Source organism: Brachyspira pilosicoli P43/6/78 (genome assembly GCF_000325665.1).
In the GTDB taxonomy this organism is placed as follows: domain Bacteria; phylum Spirochaetota; class Brachyspiria; order Brachyspirales; family Brachyspiraceae; genus Brachyspira; species Brachyspira pilosicoli.
In genome coordinates, this window is the sequence record NC_019908.1 from 2,209,859 (window position 1) to 2,232,553 (window position 22,695).

The 22,695-nt window shown below is 27.5% G+C and carries 19 protein-coding genes and 1 pseudogene; 15 read left to right on the forward strand and 5 right to left on the reverse strand.

Annotated elements, in window-relative coordinates; genetic code table 11:
- The first annotated feature begins 5 nt into the window (after positions 1 to 5).
- From BPP43_RS09975 to BPP43_RS09990, 5 genes and pseudogenes are all read left to right on the forward strand, one after another.
- Positions 6 to 1,034: a WecB/TagA/CpsF family glycosyltransferase gene (locus BPP43_RS09975; RefSeq protein ID WP_015274856.1), complete on the forward strand. Its 1,029-nt coding sequence runs from the start codon at positions 6 to 8 to the stop codon at positions 1,032 to 1,034.
- A gap of 85 nt (positions 1,035 to 1,119) precedes the next feature.
- Positions 1,120 to 2,726 (forward strand): annotated as a pseudogene (gene murJ / locus BPP43_RS09980) (murein biosynthesis integral membrane protein MurJ).
- A gap of 130 nt (positions 2,727 to 2,856) precedes the next feature.
- Positions 2,857 to 4,308, forward strand: coding sequence for a PDC sensor domain-containing protein (locus BPP43_RS12425; RefSeq protein ID WP_252832317.1), 1,452 nt, complete (start codon positions 2,857 to 2,859; stop codon positions 4,306 to 4,308).
- 13 nt (positions 4,309 to 4,321) lie between these two features.
- Complete coding sequence (locus BPP43_RS12430) at positions 4,322 to 5,752, forward strand: methyl-accepting chemotaxis protein (RefSeq protein WP_252832318.1); 1,431 nt, start codon at positions 4,322 to 4,324, stop codon at positions 5,750 to 5,752.
- A 78-nt stretch (positions 5,753 to 5,830) separates the two neighbouring features.
- The gene (locus BPP43_RS09990) at positions 5,831 to 6,205 is read left to right on the forward strand and encodes a rod-binding protein (RefSeq protein ID WP_013243845.1); all 375 of its coding nucleotides are present in this window, start codon (positions 5,831 to 5,833) and stop codon (positions 6,203 to 6,205) included.
- Here BPP43_RS09990 and hisJ read toward each other — a convergent pair whose 3' ends face one another.
- The 3 genes from hisJ to BPP43_RS12775 all read right to left on the reverse strand — a co-directional run bounded on the left by hisJ (position 6,206) and on the right by BPP43_RS12775 (position 10,501).
- Complete coding sequence (gene hisJ / locus BPP43_RS09995) at positions 6,206 to 7,033, reverse strand: histidinol-phosphatase HisJ (protein ID WP_015274857.1); 828 nt, start codon at positions 7,031 to 7,033, stop codon at positions 6,206 to 6,208. It lies immediately after the preceding gene.
- Positions 7,034 to 7,647: 614 nt separating this feature from the next.
- A complete protein-coding gene (locus tag BPP43_RS12770; RefSeq protein WP_252832319.1) occupies positions 7,648 to 8,970 on the reverse strand; it encodes a putative PEP-binding protein in 1,323 nt (440 codons plus the stop codon).
- Complete coding sequence (locus BPP43_RS12775) at positions 8,939 to 10,501, reverse strand: PEP/pyruvate-binding domain-containing protein (protein WP_252832320.1); 1,563 nt, start codon at positions 10,499 to 10,501, stop codon at positions 8,939 to 8,941. Before BPP43_RS12775 ends, BPP43_RS12770 begins: the two co-directional genes overlap by 32 nt.
- 205 nt (positions 10,502 to 10,706) lie before the next feature.
- On the opposite strand from BPP43_RS12775, the gene BPP43_RS10005 reads away from it, so the two are divergent.
- The 6 genes from BPP43_RS10005 to BPP43_RS10030 are packed head-to-tail and all read left to right on the forward strand — an operon-like array spanning position 10,707 to position 15,921.
- The gene (locus BPP43_RS10005; protein ID WP_015274859.1) at positions 10,707 to 11,555 is read left to right on the forward strand and encodes a D-glycero-alpha-D-manno-heptose-1,7-bisphosphate 7-phosphatase; all 849 of its coding nucleotides are present in this window, start codon (positions 10,707 to 10,709) and stop codon (positions 11,553 to 11,555) included.
- Between the two features lie 15 nt (positions 11,556 to 11,570).
- Positions 11,571 to 12,023: a dual specificity protein phosphatase family protein gene (locus tag BPP43_RS10010; protein WP_014933793.1), complete on the forward strand. Its 453-nt coding sequence runs from the start codon at positions 11,571 to 11,573 to the stop codon at positions 12,021 to 12,023.
- 57 nt (positions 12,024 to 12,080) lie between these two features.
- Entirely contained in the window at positions 12,081 to 12,737 is a 657-nt protein-coding gene (locus tag BPP43_RS10015) for a hemolysin III family protein (RefSeq protein WP_013243840.1), read from the forward strand.
- 23 nt (positions 12,738 to 12,760) lie between these two features.
- Complete coding sequence (locus tag BPP43_RS10020) at positions 12,761 to 14,389, forward strand: AMP-binding protein (RefSeq protein WP_015274860.1); 1,629 nt, start codon at positions 12,761 to 12,763, stop codon at positions 14,387 to 14,389.
- Between the two features lie 11 nt (positions 14,390 to 14,400).
- Positions 14,401 to 15,255 (forward strand): aldo/keto reductase, encoded by an 855-nt coding sequence (locus BPP43_RS10025; RefSeq protein ID WP_041752841.1) that lies wholly within the window; start codon positions 14,401 to 14,403, stop codon positions 15,253 to 15,255.
- A gap of 39 nt (positions 15,256 to 15,294) precedes the next feature.
- On the forward strand, positions 15,295 to 15,921 hold the full coding sequence (locus tag BPP43_RS10030) for a CatA-like O-acetyltransferase (protein ID WP_015274862.1): 627 nt from the start codon (positions 15,295 to 15,297) through the stop codon (positions 15,919 to 15,921).
- On the opposite strand, the gene BPP43_RS10035 is transcribed toward BPP43_RS10030, so the two are convergent.
- Positions 15,905 to 17,542 (reverse strand): motility associated factor glycosyltransferase family protein, encoded by a 1,638-nt coding sequence (locus BPP43_RS10035; RefSeq protein WP_015274863.1) that lies wholly within the window; start codon positions 17,540 to 17,542, stop codon positions 15,905 to 15,907. The genes BPP43_RS10030 and BPP43_RS10035 overlap by 17 nt on opposite strands.
- Positions 17,539 to 18,291 (reverse strand): DUF3108 domain-containing protein, encoded by a 753-nt coding sequence (locus tag BPP43_RS10040; protein ID WP_015274864.1) that lies wholly within the window; start codon positions 18,289 to 18,291, stop codon positions 17,539 to 17,541. The genes BPP43_RS10035 and BPP43_RS10040 overlap by 4 nt, the downstream gene beginning before the upstream one ends.
- A 128-nt stretch (positions 18,292 to 18,419) precedes the next feature.
- Between BPP43_RS10040 and fmt the strand changes: the two genes are divergently transcribed.
- The 4 genes from fmt to BPP43_RS10060 all read left to right on the forward strand — a co-directional run bounded on the left by fmt (position 18,420) and on the right by BPP43_RS10060 (position 22,678).
- Positions 18,420 to 19,358, forward strand: a complete 939-nt coding sequence (gene fmt / locus BPP43_RS10045; protein ID WP_013243834.1) for a methionyl-tRNA formyltransferase — start codon at positions 18,420 to 18,422, stop codon at positions 19,356 to 19,358.
- A gap of 29 nt (positions 19,359 to 19,387) precedes the next feature.
- Positions 19,388 to 20,035, forward strand: a complete 648-nt coding sequence (locus BPP43_RS10050) for a PASTA domain-containing protein (protein WP_013243833.1) — start codon at positions 19,388 to 19,390, stop codon at positions 20,033 to 20,035.
- Between the two features lie 106 nt (positions 20,036 to 20,141).
- A complete protein-coding gene (locus BPP43_RS10055) occupies positions 20,142 to 20,942 on the forward strand; it encodes a class I SAM-dependent methyltransferase (RefSeq protein WP_013243832.1) in 801 nt (266 codons plus the stop codon).
- 20 nt (positions 20,943 to 20,962) lie between these two features.
- On the forward strand, positions 20,963 to 22,678 hold the full coding sequence (locus BPP43_RS10060; protein ID WP_013243831.1) for a flagellar assembly protein A: 1,716 nt from the start codon (positions 20,963 to 20,965) through the stop codon (positions 22,676 to 22,678).
- The last annotated feature ends 17 nt before the right edge of the window (positions 22,679 to 22,695 follow it).

A 22,695-nucleotide genomic window follows, 5' to 3' on the forward strand; every position in this document is an offset into this window, starting at 1 on the left:
ATTTTATGATAAATAAAAATTCTTTGTTAGGTATTAGAATAGATACTTTTAACAATGATTTATATGCTGCTTTAGATCAACTAAAAGATGGAAATGATGTTCTGATAGTAACATTGGATGTGCATCAATTATTAAATGTTCGTTTTAATAAAAAATTAAAAAATATTATAGAAAATGCTTCTTTAGTTATTGCTGCCCATCCTTCCATCTCTAAAGCATATAAGTTTATATATAAAGAAGAATTAGAATATATTAAAGACTTTAGTTTATTTTCTGATATATTATCTTATATAGAACAAAGAAAGATGACTATGTTTTTATTTGGTGATGAAGAGAAGTATTTTTTTACAATCACCGAAAAAATGAAAAAAATATATCCTGATATTAGTATACTTGGCACTTATCAAAATACAAAAAATAAATCAGAATTGGATAAGGCTTTTATTGGATTTAAAAAAATGAATCCAGATGTATTTTTTATATATATGCCTTTTAAAAAATCTTTGTATTGGTTCAATGAAAACAATGGTAAATTAGGTATGAAATTATGTGTGCCTATGTCTAGACCTTTGGACTGTTTTTGCGGAAAGAAAAAATCACCGAGTTTGAAAATAATTGAAGCAAATAAAGATGAGTCTTTTTATCTTAAAAGAAATATTTTTAGAATATTTTTATATTGTGATTATATAAAGTTTTGGATATTAGTTTTTTTTGAAAAGATTTCTGTAAATAGAGCTAAAAAGAGAATTATAAAAAATGCTAAAAAAGAGGCTAAGAGGGAAGTTAAGCTAGAAAAAATTAAAGCTAAAGAATTAAAGAAAGAAGAAAAGAAAGCCTTAAAAGAATCTAAAAAAGAAGCTAAGAAGGAAGCTAAGGGAGAAAAAATTAGGGCTAAGGAATTAAAAAAAGAGGAGAAGCAGGCTTTGAAAGAAGCTAAAAAAGCTTTAAAAGAAGAAAAGAAAGCTCTAAAAAAAGAGAAGAAAGCTTTAAAAAAAGATAAAAAAACTTTGCAAGAAGAAGACAAAAAAGAATAATTAATCAATAATATAATTTCAGTATTTTTCTTATTTTAATTAATAATAGTTATATATAAATAATAATGATATAAGAGATAATTGTATGCAAGAGAAAAATGAGAAAGTAAATACAAAAGAAAGTATAGTAAAATCAAGTTTGAAGATGTCTGTTGTAACTACCATAAGCAGGATTTTTGGACTTGTACGCGACCAGATACAGGCTATTTTACTTGGAACTAGTTTTATAGCAGATGCCTTTGCAATAGGCTTTATACTTCCAAACCTTTTGAGGAGATTATTTGCTGAGGGCAATATGGTTGCTAGTTTTATACCTGTTTTTACTGACCTTGAAAAAAATAAAGGTATTGAAGCTTCCAAAGTTTTTTTAGGGCTGTTTTTACATTATTGTCATTAATACTAATATTTATAGTTTTTATCGGTATAATAATTTCACCTTTATTAGTAAAGCTGCTTTATAAATCGGCAAGCTATGAGGCTTATAGTTTGGCTGTTGATTTATCAAGGATAATGTTTCCTTATCTTTTGTTTATTTCACTTGCCGCTTTGATGCAAGGTGTTTTGAATGTGAGGGGATATTATTCTATATCTGCAGCAAGTCCAATACTTCTTAATATTGTTATTATATCTTTAGCATTAATATTTTATTTTTTGCTTCCTAATGTTTTTAATAATATGTCTTATGTTTTTGCTATAGCGGTACTTATTGGAGGAATGGTGCAGTTTGCTTATCAGATTCCTTTTGTTAATAGGCTTGGTTTTAATTTTTTGCCTAATTTTAATTTTAGAGATAGTTATGTTATAAAGATGATTAAACTATTTGCTCCTGGTATATTTGGTGCTAGTATTTATCAGATTAATTTGCTTGTATCTACTGCTTTTGCTGGTGCTATTGGAGAGGGCAGGGTATCGGCTGTTACTTTTGCTAATAGAATACATGAGTTTGTTTTGGGAGTTTTTGCTGTTAGTATAGCTACTGTTATGCTTCCTACTTTAAGCAAATTAATAGCTAATGAGAAGTATGATGAGGCAAAAGATACATTATCTTATTCTTTGAGGTTGGTGGCATTAATAACTATACCTGCTACTTTTGGATTTATGATACTTGGAAGAGAAATTGTTGCTATGATTTTTCAATATGGTGCTTTTTCAGAAAAATCTACTTTGCTTGTGTCTAATGCTTTGAGGTATTTATCTATTTCTCTTTTTTTTGTTGCTAGTTATAGGATTGTTGTTCAGTCTTTTTATGCTATGAAAGATATGAAAACTCCTGTATATATAGCTTTTTTTGCTTTTATTATTAATGCTATTAGCAATTATTTATGCGTTTATATATTTCATTTTGATATTATAGGTATTTCTATTTCAAGCGTACTGGCAAACATTATTTCTTTTATTATATTATATATACTTCTTATGAAAAGAATGAATATGGCTTTTTCGCTTAATAGAGGTAAAATTAATACTATTAAAACTTTATTATCTAGTATTATTATGGCTATGGCAGTTTATTCTAGCAGATTTTATATTTTTAGAGATAGTTTAAATAGTACAAGGATAATTTTTATAATAAAAGTATTTGTTGTTATATTTATAGGTGTTATAATATATGTGATATCTAATGTTATTTTAAAGAATGAAGACTTTATTTCTATTTTTAATTTATTTAAAAAAAGAATAGTAAAAAAATAAAAGTTTTTGTAAATTACATAATATTTAGATTGATAAAAAAATAAATATTTAAGACTATCAAAAATATGCTTGCAATATCCGATAATTTAAGTAATAATTTTGTAAGTAAAAAAAAATAAGGTTTCTGTATATGAGTTTAAAAAATAAGGTACTTTTTTCTGTTATTTTAGTAGTTGCATTGTCTTTATCTCCTACTATTTTTATTAATAGTACAACAAATAGAAAAGCATTGTATGATAATGCTATGACAGTTACGCAAAATTATTTTTATGATATAGTATCAACATTTAATAATATATATTCTACTACATCTGTTGGTACAGTTTCATTATCAGATATAGCTACAGTAGCTTATGAATTGTATGATGTTGGTAATATAGAAAATCCTCAAAGAAGTCTTAGAGATATAATTTACAGATTTCATAAATCACAGCTTAATTTACACCATGTTATAGCAAATGGTATATATTTTGAACCTAATGTAATAACAGAAAATACTAATTTAAGAAATCTATATTCTTTATATTTGTATGATGTTCCTGATGCTGGCACTATGGAGCCTCAGTTTGGAACTATTATGGATAATTATATAAATGAAGAGTTTTATTCATTGGCCCTTCCTAATAATTGGAACAGAGAAGCTAAAAGACCTCAAGATGTTTATTATTCTTCTCCATACATGAAAAATTTGGATAAGCCTCAAAAAGTAATATCATTTTCTTCTCCTATATATTCAACAGATAATTCTAGACTTATAGGTGTTTCTTTATCAGATGTTTCACTTGATATAGCACATGAAGTATTAACCAATATAGTAAAAACAGGACCTTTTAATACAATAATATATGACACAAGAAATAATAAAATAGTATATCATGATAATCCTAAATATATATTAAGCAATGTAAATGATTTTCCATGGTTTAATGCTGCTATAAATAATTTGGATATATCTACAAATACAATTATAAAAAATAAAGTAATGATTGATGATGTACCTTATCATATATTTGTTAGACAATTTAGCAGCGGTTTATATAACTTATTTATGTTTGTGCCTAGTTCATATTTCTCAAGTGTATTAGACCAAACTAATAATACTATATTTGTGATTTTGATATTTGCTATTATAGTAATAATTATTATATTAAGCATTACAATACCAATATCATTAAAGCCTTTAGATAGAATATCTCATGAACTTGAAGAGGGTGTATTTAATAATAATATGTTTATTAATATTACAAAGATAAACTCTAAAGATTCATTGGGGTATTTAAGCAGCTGGATAATTATATTCTTTGATATGGTTCAGCATGTATTCTCTACTGTATCAAAAACTTTATCAGTATTTAAGGCACAAATTACATCATTAAAAAATAAAACTTCTGATATTTCTAATGTTGCTGGTTCTATGACTGAATCTGTAAACTTAATTGTAGATAATATATCTTATCAGCAAAAAGAGTTTAAAGCTTTTGAAAGCAGTAACTTGGAAATTTATAAGATAATAGCTTCAAACCTTTCTGAACTTGTATCCATAGACCAGATGACTAATGACCTTCAAATAAAAATTAGATGAGCAGGCTATAAGTTTGAATCAGATTAACTCTTTAACATTATCTATACAAAAAGATATGGAAGAGGTATCAGAGTCTGTTGCTAAGGCTAAAGATGAATCTGAGGTAATGTTATCATTATCAAATGACAGTAGAGATAAGATATTAAAAACAGAAAATATTACTAGAAATTTGGTTTCTTCTATTAGAGGAATATCTGAGTTTGTTAACTCTACAATAGATATTTCACAGCAGACAAACATGCTTGCGATGAATGCGGCAATAGAAGCTGCACATGCAGGTGAGCAGGGAAAGGGTTTCGCTGTTGTTGCTGAAGAGATAAGAAAATTAGCTACTACTACAAATGTTCAATCTGAGAAAGCCCATAGAATACTTAGAGAGATAGAAAAAGAGATGAATTTGATGATAGAAAAAATGGCAGAGAGAATGAATATTATAGAAAATATGATATCTAAAGTAAATAACTTTGTAGATACTATGACTAAAGTAAAAAAAGTAGTAGATGATAAATATGTAAGTACAAAAGATATGAATATTGCTATAGAACGTCTTACTAATGCTATTAAAGATATTAAAGAACAATATACATCATTGCATGGAAGAATATCTGTTGCTAAAGATGATTTGGTTAATTTATCAGATTTCTCTAAGAAAAATGATGAGGCTATGAAATTAATCTCTAAAAATTCAGACGATATAGTTAGCAAAACACAGGATATGAGTGCTCGTATTAATGATGTATTTAATTTGATTAAAGAGATAGAGTTGCTTTCAAATATTTCTGGAGATTCTATTGAAACATTAGATAGAGAGATGTCTGCATATGTTGTTAAAGATTTTGAAGAGGTGATGGCTGGAAAAATCAGCAGTATTAATGATGGTGAAAGGGCTTATGCTAAATATGCACTTATAAAGAGATTCTATAAATTTATGATAGAGACTTTTGGTAAGGAAAAAACTATTGCTTTAATTGCCAAAATGCCTGAAGATGCTAAAATTATATATAGTGATGTGAAGAAAGTGAAGTTTAAAAAGAAATTTGTATTATCTAGTTCATTTTTCATTCCTATTACTATAATTATGAATGAGTTTTATGAGGGAAGTACTGATTGTATAAGAGATGTTGCTAAATATGGTTTTAGAAAATGCAGTGTTTTAAATAAAGTTAAGATAAGATTTTATAAAGGACGTACTTTAGCTGATTTACTTATTAAATTCAGTAATAAAAGATTTAAAAATATACATATAGATGTTGTAAAATCTGAGAAGAGAAAGATTATTTATCATTTATATTATTTCCCTAATTATGATTCTATGATGGAAATATATTTTGATGAGTTAATCAATAATATATTTAGATATAGATATCCAAATTCTGCTAAAGTAGAAATTTCTAAATCTATTAGCAATGGTTATATTTATACAGAATATATTGTTACTTGGTAATAAAAAATTATATTAATAAGCTTTATATATTTTCCGATAGTAATAAAGTAGTATATGTTTTTATAGAGGTATTAATATATGAATATTACTGATAAATATAATTTAAGTATTGGAACTGCTAATTTAAATAAACTTAATAATACTAAAAGAGAGTATCAGAATTATGGTACAAAATTTAGTGTAGAAAATACTTCTGAAGAAAATGTTGCTAATGATAAAGAATTTCAAAAAAAACGTTTAAGAGAAGTTTCAGAGGATTTTGAATCTTTAATGATTAATCAAATGCTCAAAGAGATGAGAAAGACTGTTAATAAAAGCGGACTTGTAGACGGCGGTATGGCTGAAGAGATATTTGAAGACATGTTATATGATGAATATGCTAAGGAGTTCTCTAAAACTAAGACATTTGGTTTAGCAGAAATTATTTATAACCAAATGGAAAAATATGTTTAATTAATTTATGCTCATATCTTTAAATGAGTTATCTATAAGCATTTTTATTTTAGTGTATCTTAGTTTTTTTAATTCTTCTGCCATTTCATAATAAAAATAATCCAGAGTGTTTGCAGAGTGTGCATCTGTATTTATTATAATAGGTATATTTAATTTTAATAATTTTTTTATAGTATCATTACTTGGGTAGTGGGCGTTTAAATTATATTTATTCATTTTTCTAGTATTAATTTCTACTATGGAGTTTGATTTTTTTATTACTTCTAATACTTCATCTAGTTTTTTTATATACCAATCTTCTTCTTCTGTAAAATATTCTTTATTAAAATTATATTTTCTAATTAAATCTAAATGTCCTATGATATCTGGTTTTTGAGTATTTATCATATCTATTAGATTATTATAATATCTCAATACTACTTCTTTAATAGTTCCAAAATGCTTTAATGTGTTTTCAAAGTTTTGTTTTGAGGAGTCTATAGAAAAATAATTATTTTCATCGTCTTTTATAAAATGTACAGAGCCTATTCTATAATCCAACATCATTTCTTTATCTGTGATTTTATTTAGGTTTGAATAATAGTCTGCTTCTATGCCTGAATATATTTGAATTTTATCTTTGTATATTTCTTTTAATTTTTTTATATCTTCTAAATATTTAATTGTATTTTCTATAGACATAGATGAATTATCAAAAGGTAAATAGGAATGTCCTGAGAAGCCTAAGCTTATAAAGTTTTTTTCTATTGCGTATAATATATTTTCTTCTATAGAGTTTTTACCATCGCAGTATGTTGTGTGAGTGTGTAGGTTTGATATATATTTCATTGTTTTATTATATTTTATATTTTATGTTTGTAAATATATGCAATTATATTTTATAAATTTTATTGTATTATTAGACTAGCCGCTAAAAATAAAAAGATTAAAAAATATTTTTGATAAACTTAAAAATTTTAAGTATATACTAAAATAACTATATTTGGTCATATAAGTTTTTTTATTCAACTTTTTCCCGCCGCAAAAAGTTGCAAAAAGTGCAAATTATTTAGCTTAAAAATCCAGTTTTTCGTGGAGCTAGGCAAAGGGTAAAAAATTTTGACGAAGTCTACAATGTGTGGCTACGGGAAAAAGAACAATAATAAAAATTGATAAACTTTTTAGTATACAATAAAAAAGCCTGCATGCTCATATGCACACAGGCTACAAATTATAAAGATAAAAGATTATTTTTTAGAGTTTGTTTTTTTTGATACTGCTTTTTTTACTTCTTTTTTAACAGTATTTTTTACAGCCTTAGCAACTTTCTTTATTTCTTTAGTTGCTTTTTTTACTATCTTTTGAAGCTTTTTTTACTGTAGAAGCTGCCTTTTTAGCATCTTTTTTAATCTCTTTCTTTACTTCTTTTTTTACTTGTTTTAACTGCTTTTTTCACTTCTTTTTTAACATTTGCTTTTTTGTTTTTTTGCAGAAGCATTAATTATACCTTGAGCAGCAGCAAGTCTAGCAATAGGCACTCTGTAAGGAGAACAGCTTACATAGTTAAGACCTATATCATAACAGAACATAACAGTAGCAGGGTCACCTCCATGCTCACCGCATATACCAACAGTAAGTTTTTTGTTAGTAGCTCTTCCTTTAGTAACACCTATTCTTAAAAGCTCTCCAATACCTTCTTGGTCTAATGATTGGAAAGGGTCTTTTTCGTATATTTCTTTATCAACATAGTCTTTTAAGAACTTACCAGCATCATCTCTTGAGAAACCGCCGCCCATTTGAGTTAAGTCATTAGTACCAAATGAGAAGAACTCAGCTTCTTGAGCAATCTTATCAGCAACCAAAGCAGCTCTAGGAACTTCTATCATAGTACCAACCTTATAAGCAACTTTATCTCCAACTTTAGAGAATACTTCATCAGCTATTTTTACAATTCTTTCTTTTATCATTTTAAGCTCTTTTAGAGTACCAACAAGAGGAATCATTATTTCAGGGTGAACATCTACGCCGTTTTTCTTAACTTTAACAGCAGCTTCAATAATAGCTCTAGCCTGCATGTCGTAGATTTCTGGATAAGTGATACCAAGACGGCAGCCTCTGTGTCCGAGCATTGGGTTAAACTCATGTAAAGAATCTCTAATAGCTCTTAATTTTTCAAAAGGAACATTCATTTCATTAGCAAGCTCTTGTAATTGAGAATCTTCATGAGGAATAAACTCATGCAAAGGCGGGTCAAGAAGTCTTACAGTTACAGGATATCCGCTCATAGCAGTAAATATACCCACAAAGTCTTCCATTTGCATAGGGAATAAACTATTCAAAGCATCATCATAAAGTTTTCTTGGTTCTTTATAAAGTCTTTCTAATTCTTCAACTAAATCTGCTTTGCCAATTTTTTTAGCTTCTTCTAATTTTTCTCTTAATTGTTTAACTTCTTCAGCAACAAGTATAAGCTGTCTTACGCTTTTAATTCTGTCAGCATTGAAGAACATGTGTTCAGTACGGCACAAACCAATACCTTCAGCACCGAATTTTCTAGCAATTTGTGCATCATTAGGAGTATCAGCATTAGTATGAACTTCAAATTTATTTTTAATTCTAATCTCATCAGCCCACTGCATAAGTTTTCTAAAGTCTTCAGACATATCAGCCTCTTTAGTAGTAACCTGTCCAAGCATTACCTCACCAGTGGAACCATCTATAGAAATATAATCGCCTTCATGAACTATAGTGTCATTAACTTTCATGATTTTTTGTATTATAGTCAATATCTAATGCACTACAACCAGCAACACAGCATTTACCCATACCGCGGGCAACAACAGCAGCATGTGAAGTAGCACCTCCTCTTGCAGTCAATATACCTTCAGCAGCATTCATTCCTTTAATATCTTCAGGGCTAGTTTCTATACGAACAAGTATAACAGATTCTCCAGCCTCTTTCATAGCTTCAGCCCTCTCAGCAGCAAATACAGCCTTACCAACAGCAGCACCAGGAGAAGCATTTAATCCCTTAGCAAGTACTTTAGCAGTCTTTTTAGCATTAGGGTCAAACATAGGGTGAAGCAACTGATCCAAATCAGCAGGATTAACTCTCATTAAAGCCTCTTCTTTGGAAATAATTTTAGCCTCAGCAAGCTCAACAGCAATCCTTACAGCAGCAGCAGCAGTTCTCTTACCATTACGAGTTTGAAGCATATAAAGTTTGCCTTCCTGAATAGTAAACTCCATATCCTGCATATCGCTGTAGTATTTTTCTAATTGATTTTTATAGCTTACTAATTGTTTATAAACATCAGGCATAACCTCTTCAAGAGAAGGGTATTTAGCTTTTCTATCTTCTTCGCTTATACCATTATTTTTAGCCCATTCTTTACTTCCTTCTAATGTAATTTCTTGAGGAGTTCTAATACCAGCAACAACGTCTTCACCTTGTGCATTAATTAAAAACTCTCCGTAGAATTTGTTTTCACCAGTAGAAGGGTTACGAGAGAAACATACACCAGTAGCAGAAGTATCTCCCATATTACCAAATACCATAGCTTGAACGTTAACAGCTGTACCTAAAAGATTTCTTATATCATTTAATTTTCTATAAGCTTCAGCTCTAGGGTTGTTCCAGCTCCTAAATACAGCATTAATAGCATGCCATAATTGTACTTTAGGGTCATCTGGGAAAGCTTCGCCCATTTCTTGTTTATACATAGCTTTATATTTTTCTACTACAATTTTTAATTCTTCTACATCTAAATCAGTATCTTTAACTTCTTTTTCAGCTTTACCAATTTTTGGTGCTATAGCTTTTTTTCTTTCATCAAGAATTTCTTCAAATTTGTCATGATCAACACCCATAGCTACATCGCCGAACATTTGAATAAATCTTCTATAAGCGTCCCAAGCAAATCTAGGATTATTAGTTTTTTTAATAATTCCATTAACTACATTTTCGTTAATACCAAGATTAAGTATTGTATCCATCATACCAGGCATAGATATAGCAGCACCAGAACGAACAGATACAAGAAGAGGCTTGTCTGCATTACCAAACTCCATTCCCATAGCCTTTTCTAGCTTTTTGATGTTTTCATCAACTATCTTTTCTAGTCCCTTAGGGTATGATTTGTTTTTTGAATAGTAATCACAAACTTCCGTTGTAATTGTAAAACCTGCTGGAACAGGTACTTTACTTTCTGTCATTTGGGCAAGACCTAAACCTTTACCGCCTAATAATGCTTTTGTCTCTTTAGCTCCTTCAGATTTACCATTACCAAAGAAGTAAACCATCTTTTTTGTTGCCATGATAATCTCCTACTATTATTATTTTGATAGATTTTTTACTTAGATTAAAAAATAAATTTTTTCTTATATATATAGTATAGTTTTATTTTTTTGCTTGTCAATTTTTATTAAAACAAATTACTAAAAAAAGTAATATTTAAAAAAGCTGATTCGTTTCATTTATTAAAATTTGAAATATTGATTAAACTATAATATATTATTATCTATGAATAATTTTGATAAAATAGTATATGATAAAATAAAAAGTTTTTTTCTTTCGTTTTATAACAACTTAAATAATAGTAAAGCTATAGTTGTTGGGCTTACGTTTTGTTTTAATAATGAAAATAAATTATATACCATAGACGATAACTACAAGATAACAAAAGATAATATTCAAAATCCGTTATCAGGATATTCTATATCAAACTTACTTGTGTATGATAATAAAGTATTTGAGTATAATGAAAGTTTTAATTTGGTTATAGATGAAGCATTTAATAATGGAAATCTATATGGCATACCTTTATATATTCCAGATGCAAATAAGAAAGTTAATAAAGCTTTGTTTCTAGATAGAGATGGTGTGCTTATGGAAGATGTGGGTTATATTGGAGAGGTTGAGAGAGTAAAAATAAAAAAAGAGTTTACAGATATAGTAAAATATGCCAACGAAAAAAATTATATTACAATAGTAACTACAAATCAGGCAGGAGTTTCTTACAATTACTATACAAATGATGATGTAAAAAATGTTCATAACTACTTGTATGAAGAATATAAAAAACATGATGCTATTATAGATGATTTTTATTATTGCCCGTATCATATAAAAGGAAATGTTGAAGAGTATAAACTTCTTTCAGTACTAAGAAAACCTGAAGCTGCTATGCATTTAAGTGCTTGTAAAAAATACAATATAGATTTAACTTCTTCTTTTATGATAGGGGACAGAGACAGCGACATTGTAAAAATACCTTTTTTAAAAACTTTGCTAATAAAGACAGATGTATATGATATAGTTAATGTAGATAATATAGTAGAAGTTAATGACATATATTCATTTTTGATATAATAATTGGAGATTTTTATGTTTGAGCTTTGTCATAATTTATATGTGGGAAATGACCATGATTGCAGCGTTTTTGAAGGTGCTATAGTGCATGCTTGTCAGAGCTGTTTTGTAAGAGGTGTTAATGGTGCTGTTGGTAACAAAACTTTTTATGAAAACAATGATGATTTGTATTTAAACTTGCTTGATATATCTAGTCTTTCTTATGATTATGCTTCTCCTATGATTAAAAGGTCTATAGATTTTATAGATAGAAAAATTAAAGATAAAAAAGTTTTGGTTCATTGCAATTTTGGTATGTCACGTTCGCCTTCTATATGTTTGCTTTATATGGCTAAGAAAGGTTATATTAATAATTCTTCTTTTAAAGAGGCTTCAAAAGATTTTCATAAAATTTATAATTATTTTTCTGCTGGATTAGGCATGCATAGGTACTTTGATAGGTATTGGAATGACATAATGCAATTTTAGCAAATAGTTAAAAATGACCATTTACTTTATATTAAATAAAATATAAGATAGAATATTATGAGTGTTTTAATTAAAAAAAATGTTTCAATAATATGTGCTATTATATGCATAATATGTGCAAGTTCAGCCATTGCTGTATTGGTGGGGCTTTTAATAAATTCTAAAACAGGTATAGAGATTACTTCTTTTTCTCTCTATTCTAGTTTTTTAATAATATTTTATATAATTAATGCTATATATCATTTTTTCCCTTTCAATAACAAAGCTAAAAAAGTATTTTATATACTTTCGCATGCTTTTTTTATTATGATGATATGGGGAGTTTATATACCGCCTTGTTTAATATCGCTTCAAGATGGTTGGGGCTGGAGTTTTTTTGGAGTTATTACTGGGCTTTGTGTACTTGGTATTACTTTAAGAAGCGTATTTAGCTATAGGTGGAGAGGATTTACGGAGACTATATATTACTTTCTTCTAAATTGGGTTTGGCTTATTGCTATACAAAAAATTTCATTGGCTGTTGGAGAGTATGGTGCTATACTTTATTTAACTGCTTTTTTACTTCTAAATATTGCTATGGTATTTTATAGACTTGCTATGTATGAAGTTAATAAAAGATATACTTTATTTCTTCCTCTATTTTATTCGCTTCTAATTCTGTCTAATATATGTCATGCTGTTTTTATGTTTAGATATGTTGCTAATATAGTTTAATATTTTTTAAGGAGATTATGTTTATGATTAATGAAAAATTGACTGAGTATATTTTTAACTCTATTAAAGAAAATTGGGATATTAATGCTTTTTGTGATTATGGTAAGGATAATTTTATAAAATATTCTGATGTGGCTAAACATATATTAAAAATGCATACCATATTTAAAAGAATGGAGATATATAAAGGAGATAAAATTGCATTATGCGGTTCTAACTCTGCTAATTGGGCTTTAACTTATTTATCTATAGTAAGCTATGGTGCTGTAGTTGTGCCTATACTCGTTGATTTTTCTAAAGATGATATTATTTCTATATTGAATGATTCTGGTTCTAAATATCTTTTTATGGATAAAAACATAATAGAAAAGATTGACAAAGAAAAATTTAGTTTTTTAAACAGAATATTTTATTTGGATAATTTAACTATATTTGACCATAAAAATGATTTAACAGAAGAATATAATGAGATTCTTGATGTACAATTAGAAAATTTCAGCAGAGAAACTTTTTCATTAACAATGTTTGAAAATGACACTTTGGCTACTATAATATATACTTCCGGCACTACAGGTTTTAGTAAAGGCGTTATGCTTAATCATAATTCACTTGCTGCTAATATAAGATTTGCAATAGATAATATGCCTATAAAACCAAATGACCATATACTTTCTTTTTTGCCATTAGCACATGTATTTGGCTGTTTGTTTGACTTTTTATTTCCTTTCTCCAAAGGTGCTTGTATATATATGCTTAGTGCTATACCTAGTCCTAATATTTTGCTTAAGGCTTTTGATGAGGTAAAACCAAACTTAATACTTATGGTACCTTTAATTTTGGAGAAAATTTATTTCAAGAAATTAAAGCCTACAATAGATAAGCCTATAATGAAAAAATTATTAACTTTTCCTTTTATATCTAAAATATTAAAAAATAAAATTAGAGATAAATTAACAGAATCTTTTGGTGCTAACTTCCATGAGGTAATAGTTGGAGGAAGTGCTTTAAATGAAGAAGTTGAAAGATTTTTAATGGATATAGGTTTTAAGTTTACTGTTGGTTATGGTATGACAGAATGCGGTCCTCTTATTAGTTATGCACCTTGGGATAAGCATGTTGCTAGAAGCTGCGGATGCATAATAGATACATTAGAGATAAAAATTGATTCTAACAGCCCTGAAGAAGTTGGGGATATTATGGTTAAGGGTGAAAACGTTATGCTTGGATACTACAAGAACCCTAAAGCTACTACAGATGTTTTATCTCGCGATGGTTGGCTTAGGACTAATGATTTGGGTGTGCTTGTAGATGGAAAGAGAATATTTATAAGAGGAAGAAGTAAAAATATGCTTCTTGGACCTAGCGGACAGAATATTTATCCTGAAGAGATTGAAAGTAAATTAAATACTATGCCTTATATATTAGAATCTTTAATTGTTCAAAGAGAAAATAAACTTTGTGCTTTGGTATATTTAGATGCTGAACAGGTTGCAAATCTTAACGATGAAGAGATAAAAACAAAATTAGATGAAGTGAGAAATAATCTTAATAAACTTCTTCCAGATTTTGCTAGAGTATCAAGCTTTGAAATACAAAAAGAAGAGTTTGAAAAAAATCCTACTAAAAAGATTAAAAGATTTTTATATAAATAAATATTTGGCTAATGAGTTATATTTTAAAATCTTCGAATATTATGCCTAAATTTGGAATAGGCACTTGGAGAATGGGCGAGAACGAGAGTAAAAGCAGTGTAGAAATTAATGCTATATATTATGCTTTAAAAAACGGAGTAAGGTTAATAGATACTGCAGAGATGTATGGAGAGGGAGGAGCTGAGATAATAGTTGGAGAAGCCTTAAAGAAAGCAAACATAAAGCGAGAAGAGCTTTTTATAGTTTCTAAGGTTTATCCTCATAATGCGGGTAGAGATAATTTATTTACTAGTTTAAAAAAATCTCTAAGTCGTTTGGGGCTTGATTATTTGGATATGTATTTGCTTCATTGGAGGGGTAGAGTACCTTTAAGAGAGACAGTTGAATGTATGGAAGAGGCTAAGAAAGAGGGGCTTATAAAAGATTGGGGAGTTTCTAATTTTGATATAGATGATATGAAAGAGCTTGAGAGTATAAAAAATGGAGATAAATGTAGTGTTAATCAGGTGTTATATCATTTAGCTTCAAGAGGTGTTGATTTTGATTTGGCTTCCTATATGCTTGAGAGAAATATAGTATTAATGGCTTATTGTCCTTTAGCACAGGCTGGAAATTTAGGCAATGATATATTAAACAATAGTGTCATTAAAAATATAGCAAAAAAACATAATGCAACATCAAGTCAAATAGCATTGGCTTTTATAATGTCTTTTGATAAGAGGGTGCCTATACCAAAAAGCTCTAGCGAAAAACATGTATTAGAAAATATTAACTCTCAAAATATTATATTAGATAAAGAAGATATAGAGCTTTTAAATAAAGAGTTTCCTAAGCCTAACAGAAAAATGCCTTTAGATATAGTTTAAAAATAATTTTATAAAAAAATTAAAAGGTATGTGTAATTAATGTTTAATATAATTGATATTGAAAATTGGGAGAGAAAAGAGCATTATTATCATTATTCTAATGTTAATCAATGCACTTATAGTATTACTTTAAAATTGGAAGTGTCAAATATAGTAAATAGTTCTTTTAAATTTTATCCTACAATTATATATTTAATATCAAAGACTGTAAACGATATAAAAGAGTTTAAGATGTCTTTTGAGGATTCTAAACTTGGCTATTATGATATTGTAAATCCAAGCTATACTATATTTAATAATAATTCTAAAACTTTCTCATCTATATACACAGAGTATAATGATGATTTTAATTTGTTTTATAAAAATTGTATTGAAGATATAAAAACTTATAGCATTAGCACATCATTTTCGCCAAAACCTTGTAATATCAAAAATTTATTTAATATATCATCTATCCCTTGGGTATCTTTTGAGGGTTTTAATTTAAATATCAATAATTGTTTTGATTATTTGCCTCCGATATTCACTATAGGAAAATATTTTAATGATTCTAATAAAATATTAATGCCTATTGCCATACAGGTTAATCATAGAGTTTGCGACGGTTATCATGTAGGTTTATTTGCAGAAAGTTTGCAAGAAAATATTTTTAATCTAAAAAAATAGATATATCATTATACCATTTATTTATATACTCTTTTAATTCATCGTATTTTATTTTTTCTTCTATAAATGAATCTCTATGCCATGGAGAAATCATATTTAATATATCATTTATATCATCAGAAAAATTATTAAAATTATTAGAGTTAATATTTTTTATTAATGATTCTAATTTATTTTTTAATAGTTCTTTGTTTTGTTTTTCTTTTATATGTTTAAAATCTTTTAATTGTTTATTAGAAGATTTTTGCATATTATATATATTTACATTTTCTATTTTTGCTGATTCTTTTGTGAGGGTGAAAAAATCTATATTCTTTGATAAATCTGCAACTAAACTTTCAAAATGATTTTTATAGCTTAAAAGAGAAGAGGAAGTATTTCTTAAACAATCATCAAAGCATTTTATTTTGTTATAATCATTTAGTCTTTTATATTTTTTTGTTTCAAAAGTATTTATTTTGTTGCTTGTAATAAAATCTAAAGCTATTGCATTTGAATATTTTGAATGGCTCTTATCATCAACATGACAGAAATCACACCCAGCAAGAAGAATATATTTAGGATTCAAAAACTCTGCTATTCTTAAAGCAGGCATAATAACGCTTCCTTCCATAGGAAAATAAATATTATCTTTTGTGTTGTATAATATTTTTTCAAGGCTTTCATTGTGTGAGAAAAAAAACTTTCTTTCGTTTTTTATGCTGTTTACTGGGTATGATGTATGAGTTGTAAATAGCAATATATCATCTTCTTTAAAAAGGCTTAATATATGCGTTAAAGAATAAAAACCTCCGTCTGTAGATACTACTGCGTTTGGTTTTATGTTATTATTAAGAAGAGTGTTTAATGAATGAGACACTGCTAAAACAAAATGGCTTTCTGATAACTCTTTTATTTTTTCTATATAGTTATCTATAGAAGCACCTGCTGATACTAAAAGAAGAGGTGTTTCTTTATTTAAATAGTTTTTAAAGCTTTCTATAGAATAATTAGAAGAACAATTAGAATGCATATTGTAAATAATGTTTCTTGCCCATATAGGAGCAAAATAATAATTAGATGTAAGAGACATTAATCTCTCTTTTATAATATTTGATAATTGTATTGTAATATTGTCATAATAGTTTTTATTTTCTTCGCTAACATTAGAAGCTCTTATATGTCTTATAACTACAAGCTTTTTAACATTATCTTCTCGAATAAAATTATTAAAAAACAATAAAACATCATTTTCTTCTGACAATATAATTATTCTATCAGCATATCTTATTTCTATATTTGAAAGTATTAATTTTAATAACTCTATATCTTTTTCTATTATTATAGCTTTATTTTTATTGTTTAATGACAAAAAATAATCTATATGATAAAAAGAAGCAATAGATAAAAATATAGCTGTATAATCTGCATCATTATTTTTTATATACTGCTCTATTAGTCTTTTAGCTTCTTCTATTGGGGCATAAAGAGAAGTGAGAGCTTTATTTTTGTATGATACGCTTATTAAATTGTTTTTATTAAACTTTATTTCATAGCTATCATTATTATTAATATTTTCAAGTTTTTTTATAGTATTTATATTATATTTATTTAAAGCTTCTATATTTTTTTTTAATATCATTTTCCGTCTTTATACTCTCTTATAATTCCTCTTACTCTAATAGTTAGCCCATATAATTTTTGCTCTGCTATTATAACATCTAAAGGCACTTGATTATATTTATCTTTTGCAACTAAAGCATCTGTACCATATTTTCCCTTTTCATATATTCTTACAGTTTTTAATTTTCCTCTTTCTAATTTTGTTTTTATTTCCGGACCTTCTTCTATTATAAATCTAATATCCTTTTTTACATTTTTAGCTTCAAGCCAATCAATTGAAAATGTTCCAATATTTTTATCAACAAATCTCATAAAAAATACTAAAGACAAAGCATCAAAAGCTAAACCATCATAAGTAATTTTTTCATCAGTTGTTCTTTTATCATTATAAATAAAATATCTTTCTTCATGATTAAAACGTGAAGTTTCATAATTAGTCCATTCACCTTCTTGAGCATCTTTAACTATAAGTAAAGGAGTAAAATCATTTGTAGATACCCAAGCCTCAAATACATCGCTTATTTTATATATAAGATTAGCAGCACCAGTACCATAAACATGTGCATACAAGTGATAAGCAGGAACTCCATCTACATTGCTAATAGCTAACACCTTAGCTTCAAGTGTTCCAACTTTTCCGCTTATATTAAACTCAGGCACCTGTGCTAATACATCATACTTAATATATTCGCCTTCTTTAAATGTTTGATTATAGCAGAAAACTATGTTTGATATTAGTATTGTTAGTGTTAAAACATATTTAATCATAAACATTCCTCTTGTTAGGTTTTATAAATTTATTATAAAATAATAAAATAAAAACACAATTATAAAAATATTTTTATTCGTTTTTATTATAATTGACTTTTAAGTATATTATAGATATAATAAACCCCATGTATAATGTAATAATAGCAGGTTCTACAGATTTTACTTCAGATTGTATTTTGCAATTAATGAAATTAGATAATGTAAATATATCAGCAGTAATTTCTACAATAGACACAAAAAAAGATAGAAAAGGCAATATTATACCAAACCCTGTAACCGTTACAGCTTTAGAAAATAATCTTAATTTATTAAAACCAGAAAATATTAACAGCGATGATTTTTATAACACATTAGTTGATTTAAATGCTGATTTTTTTATAGTTGTAGCATATGGCAAGATACTTTCAAAAAGAACATTGTCTATACCAAAAATAATGCCTATGAATATACACGGTTCACTTTTGCCAATATTAAGAGGTGCAAGCCCTGTTGAACATGCTTTGCTTTATGGCTTTTCTAAAACAGGTACTACATTGCAAAAAATGGATTATAAACTTGATGAGGGCGATGTTATATTGCAAGATGAGTTTGATATAGATAGTAATTGGCAATTTAATGAACTTTATGATAATATAAAAAAAAGCGGAGTTTACATCTTAAAAGAGTTTTTTGATGATGCTAATAAATACATATCTAATCTAAAAAAACAAGATGACAGCAAAGCTACTTATTGTACTAAAATAAAAAAAGAAGATGGAAGACTATATTTTAATAAAAGTGCTTTAGAGCTTCATAATATGACTAAAGCTTTTGTACGCTGGCCTGTTGCTTATTGTTATTATAATGATGTTTCTATAAAGGTTTTTAAAAGCGAATATAAAGAAAGCAGTAATAACAGCAATGATTTTGGTAAAATAGTTCATATTGATAATGAAGGCATACATGTTCAAGCATTAAATGGAATATATATTATAAAAGAGCTTCAGAGAGAGGGCAAAAAAAGACAAAGCGTAAAAGAGTTTTTATGCGGAAATAAATTAAATATAAATGAATATTTTAATTGATAAAATAAATTGGAGTAATAATTATATCTATGAAAGAGTTATTCAAAAAAATTAAATCTAAGTTTAATAATTTTTATAATGCTTATATAAAGAAGTTTATGAATAAAATACTTCCTAAGGGAATATTAACAGAAGATAAATCTCTTTTAGTAATAAAAAGGCTAATAATTTTTGCTTTGTTTTTATTTGTTTTGCAGGGAATAATAGTTTCAGTTGTTGTTTTTATAGTTGTGAAAGCTGGAGGAGAGTCTTTTGTGCTTCCTGATGTACAGGGAGTAGAAGCGTTTGAGGCTTTTAATATACTTGCTAAAGAAGATATGAATTTAAATATACAGTCACATTATTTCAAAGATTATCCATTAGGTACAATAGTTAGTCAAGAGCCTAAAGGCGGAATGAGAGTAAAAAGAGGAAGAACTGTTTATTTAGTTGTAAATGTACCAGAACAGGCTTTGGTAAAAATGCCAGACCTTACAGGAAAATCCTATGATGATGCTGTTAGTATAATATCAAATGAAATTATCTCAAAAATACCTAGTGTTACAATACTTCCAAAACTAAATGATAATAATTCAGCTTATGATAATAATGTAGTATTGTCTCAAGTTCCTAATGCCAATGAAGTTATAGGAATTAATACAGAAATCATACTAACTGTTAATAACAAAACAGAGTAATATTTGTATTTTTTTATTATTTTATTATATTCTCTATATATAAAAATTATTAATTGCTAAAGAAATGTAGTTTATTTCCGATTTTTACGAATGGAAGAGGTGTATTGTGGAAAAACGAAAATGTGAATTTTGTCATAGCGATGAATATAAACCATATATAAAAACAGATTTAGTAAGTTATAGTAAGTGTTCAAATTGCGGACTTATATTTCAAGACCCTATTATCACTCAAGAGGAAATAGATGCTATATATGATGATAACTATTTTGAATATGAAGTAGCTAATCATGATAATTTTTTTGCATTGATACAGCTTGCTCTAAAAGATATAGGTTTTGAAAGAATAGAAAATGAACTTCCAAACAAAAATGTATTAGATATAGGCTGTGCTACTGGTATGACTCTTAATTATTTAAAGAGCAAAGGCTATGATACTACTGGAATAGAAATTTGTTCAGCTTCTGCAGAATATGCAAGAAAGCACTATAATTTAAATATTTATGAAAAGCCTCTTATAGATGTTGGTTTTCCTGACAATTATTTTTCTTTTATACATTTTTCTCATGTTATAGAGCATGTTCCAAATCCGGCAGATACTTTAAAAGAGATTTATAGAATACTTGCTAAAGGCGGTTATTTGGCTATTACTACTCCGAATGCTGATGGAATGTTTGCTAAAAAATATGGCGGTAATTGGAGAGCTGTGATGCCTCAGCATTTATGGCTATTTTCAAAACCTGTACTTTCAAATTATTTACAACAAGTTGGATTTAATATAATAAGTGATTTTTCTTGGGGAAGTATACCTATAGAGAAGAAACCTAATAAGATAGTAAAAAAGTTTTTTGATAAATTTGTTAAAAAATTTAACAAAGGCGATGTTATGCTTTTCTTATGCAAGAAGTAATTTAATAAAAGGAGACAAAAATGACTAATAGTAATCTTAATATCGACAAAAGTAATTATGAATTTGCCTTTGATGATTCTATTGACATAAGAGAAGTATATGACAAAATAGTTGATTCTAATAGTGATGACCAAACTTTATATGATGAACTTTTAAGATATTATGTTGTACCTGGAGTGCAGATATTGAAGTCTATATCAAAGAGAGAGGGTATAAAAGCTAGTAAAAATGTAAAATTTGACAAGATGACAGGTGTATATAGAAGTACTACTTATGGTTATGTTTCTTATAATGGATTAAAATCTGTATCAGTTATTCCTGTTATAAATGTTTCATATAAATGGAGAGGTGTATTAGTGCTTCCTCCGCAAAAAGAAGCAAAAAGGCAGCTTACTCTTGAAGAGATACAAATGATGGTTTCTGAGATACCTATAAAACTTATGGTTGATTATGATAAGATTGCTGAGGTTGTAGAACATAATATCAAAAATAATGAGGGTGTTTCATGTGTATTTGTTGAAGGAAGAAAGCCGGTTGATGGAAATGTTCAGAAGGTTGTTTTAGATTATGATTTATCTATAGGTACTGGAAAGAAATCTGAAGATGGTTCTATTGATTTTAAAGAAAGGAGTTTTGTACATAATATAGATGCTAATGTTCAAGTGGCACATTTTATTCCAGAGAAACCTGCTGTTGATGGCATAGATATATATAATGAAATTATTGATGCTCATTTTGATGAGGACCCTTGTTATAAGATTGGTAATAATCTCAAAGTTGATGAAGATGGTATTACTATAAGAAGTGCAATTAGGGGCATACTTGTAAACAGCAGTAATAATACTTTATCTGTCAGCGACACTGTTGAGATAGATAAGGTGGATTTATCTACTGGTAATATAGAAGTTGATGGGTCTGTTATTATTAAAGAAAATGTTACTCCTGGTTTTAGTATAAAAACAGAGGGCAATATAGAAGTTTATGGTAACATAGAAGATGCTAAAATAGATTGCGGAGGTAATTTAATTGTTTCCGGAGGTATTATTGGCGGACCTGACAGCGATATTAATATAAAAGGAAAAATTTATTCATCTTTTATTAGAAATGCTAAGATTATGTGTAAAGATGATGTTATAAGTCAGCAGATAGTTAATTCTGATATATCAAGCAGTAACAGAGTGATAGTATTAGAAGGTAAGGGTGTTATAATTGGCGGTTCTATTAAAGCATTGAATGGTGTTTGGGCTAGAAGTATTGGTGCTATAAGTGAATCAAAAACTACTATAATGGTTGGAAGAGACCCTGAAGCAGATGCTTTATTTAAAGAAATTACAAATACCCTAAAAACTAATAAAGAAGAAATTAGCAAGATTAAATCATTACTTGGCTCTGAATATTTTAGAGACCCAAGAGCATTCATAGCAAGAATAGCTCCAGATAAAAGAGAAGCTATAAAAGGAATATTAAAAAGAATTACTAATTTGATAAAAGAAACTAATGATTTAGAGCAAAAAAGAAATGAAATGTCTGAAGAGTTTGAAAGATTATCTGGAAGCAGTATTACTTCTATGGAAGGTTTTTTCCCAGGTGTTACTATATATATCTCTAATATAAGAAAATATATTTCAAATAAGATATCTGGTACAGAATATTTTTACTCTAAAGAAAAAAGAGATATTTCTGAAAAAGCTCCTAAACATTTAGATGAATCAGAGTATACAAGACCAAATAGTTAATCTTTTTTCATCATTTA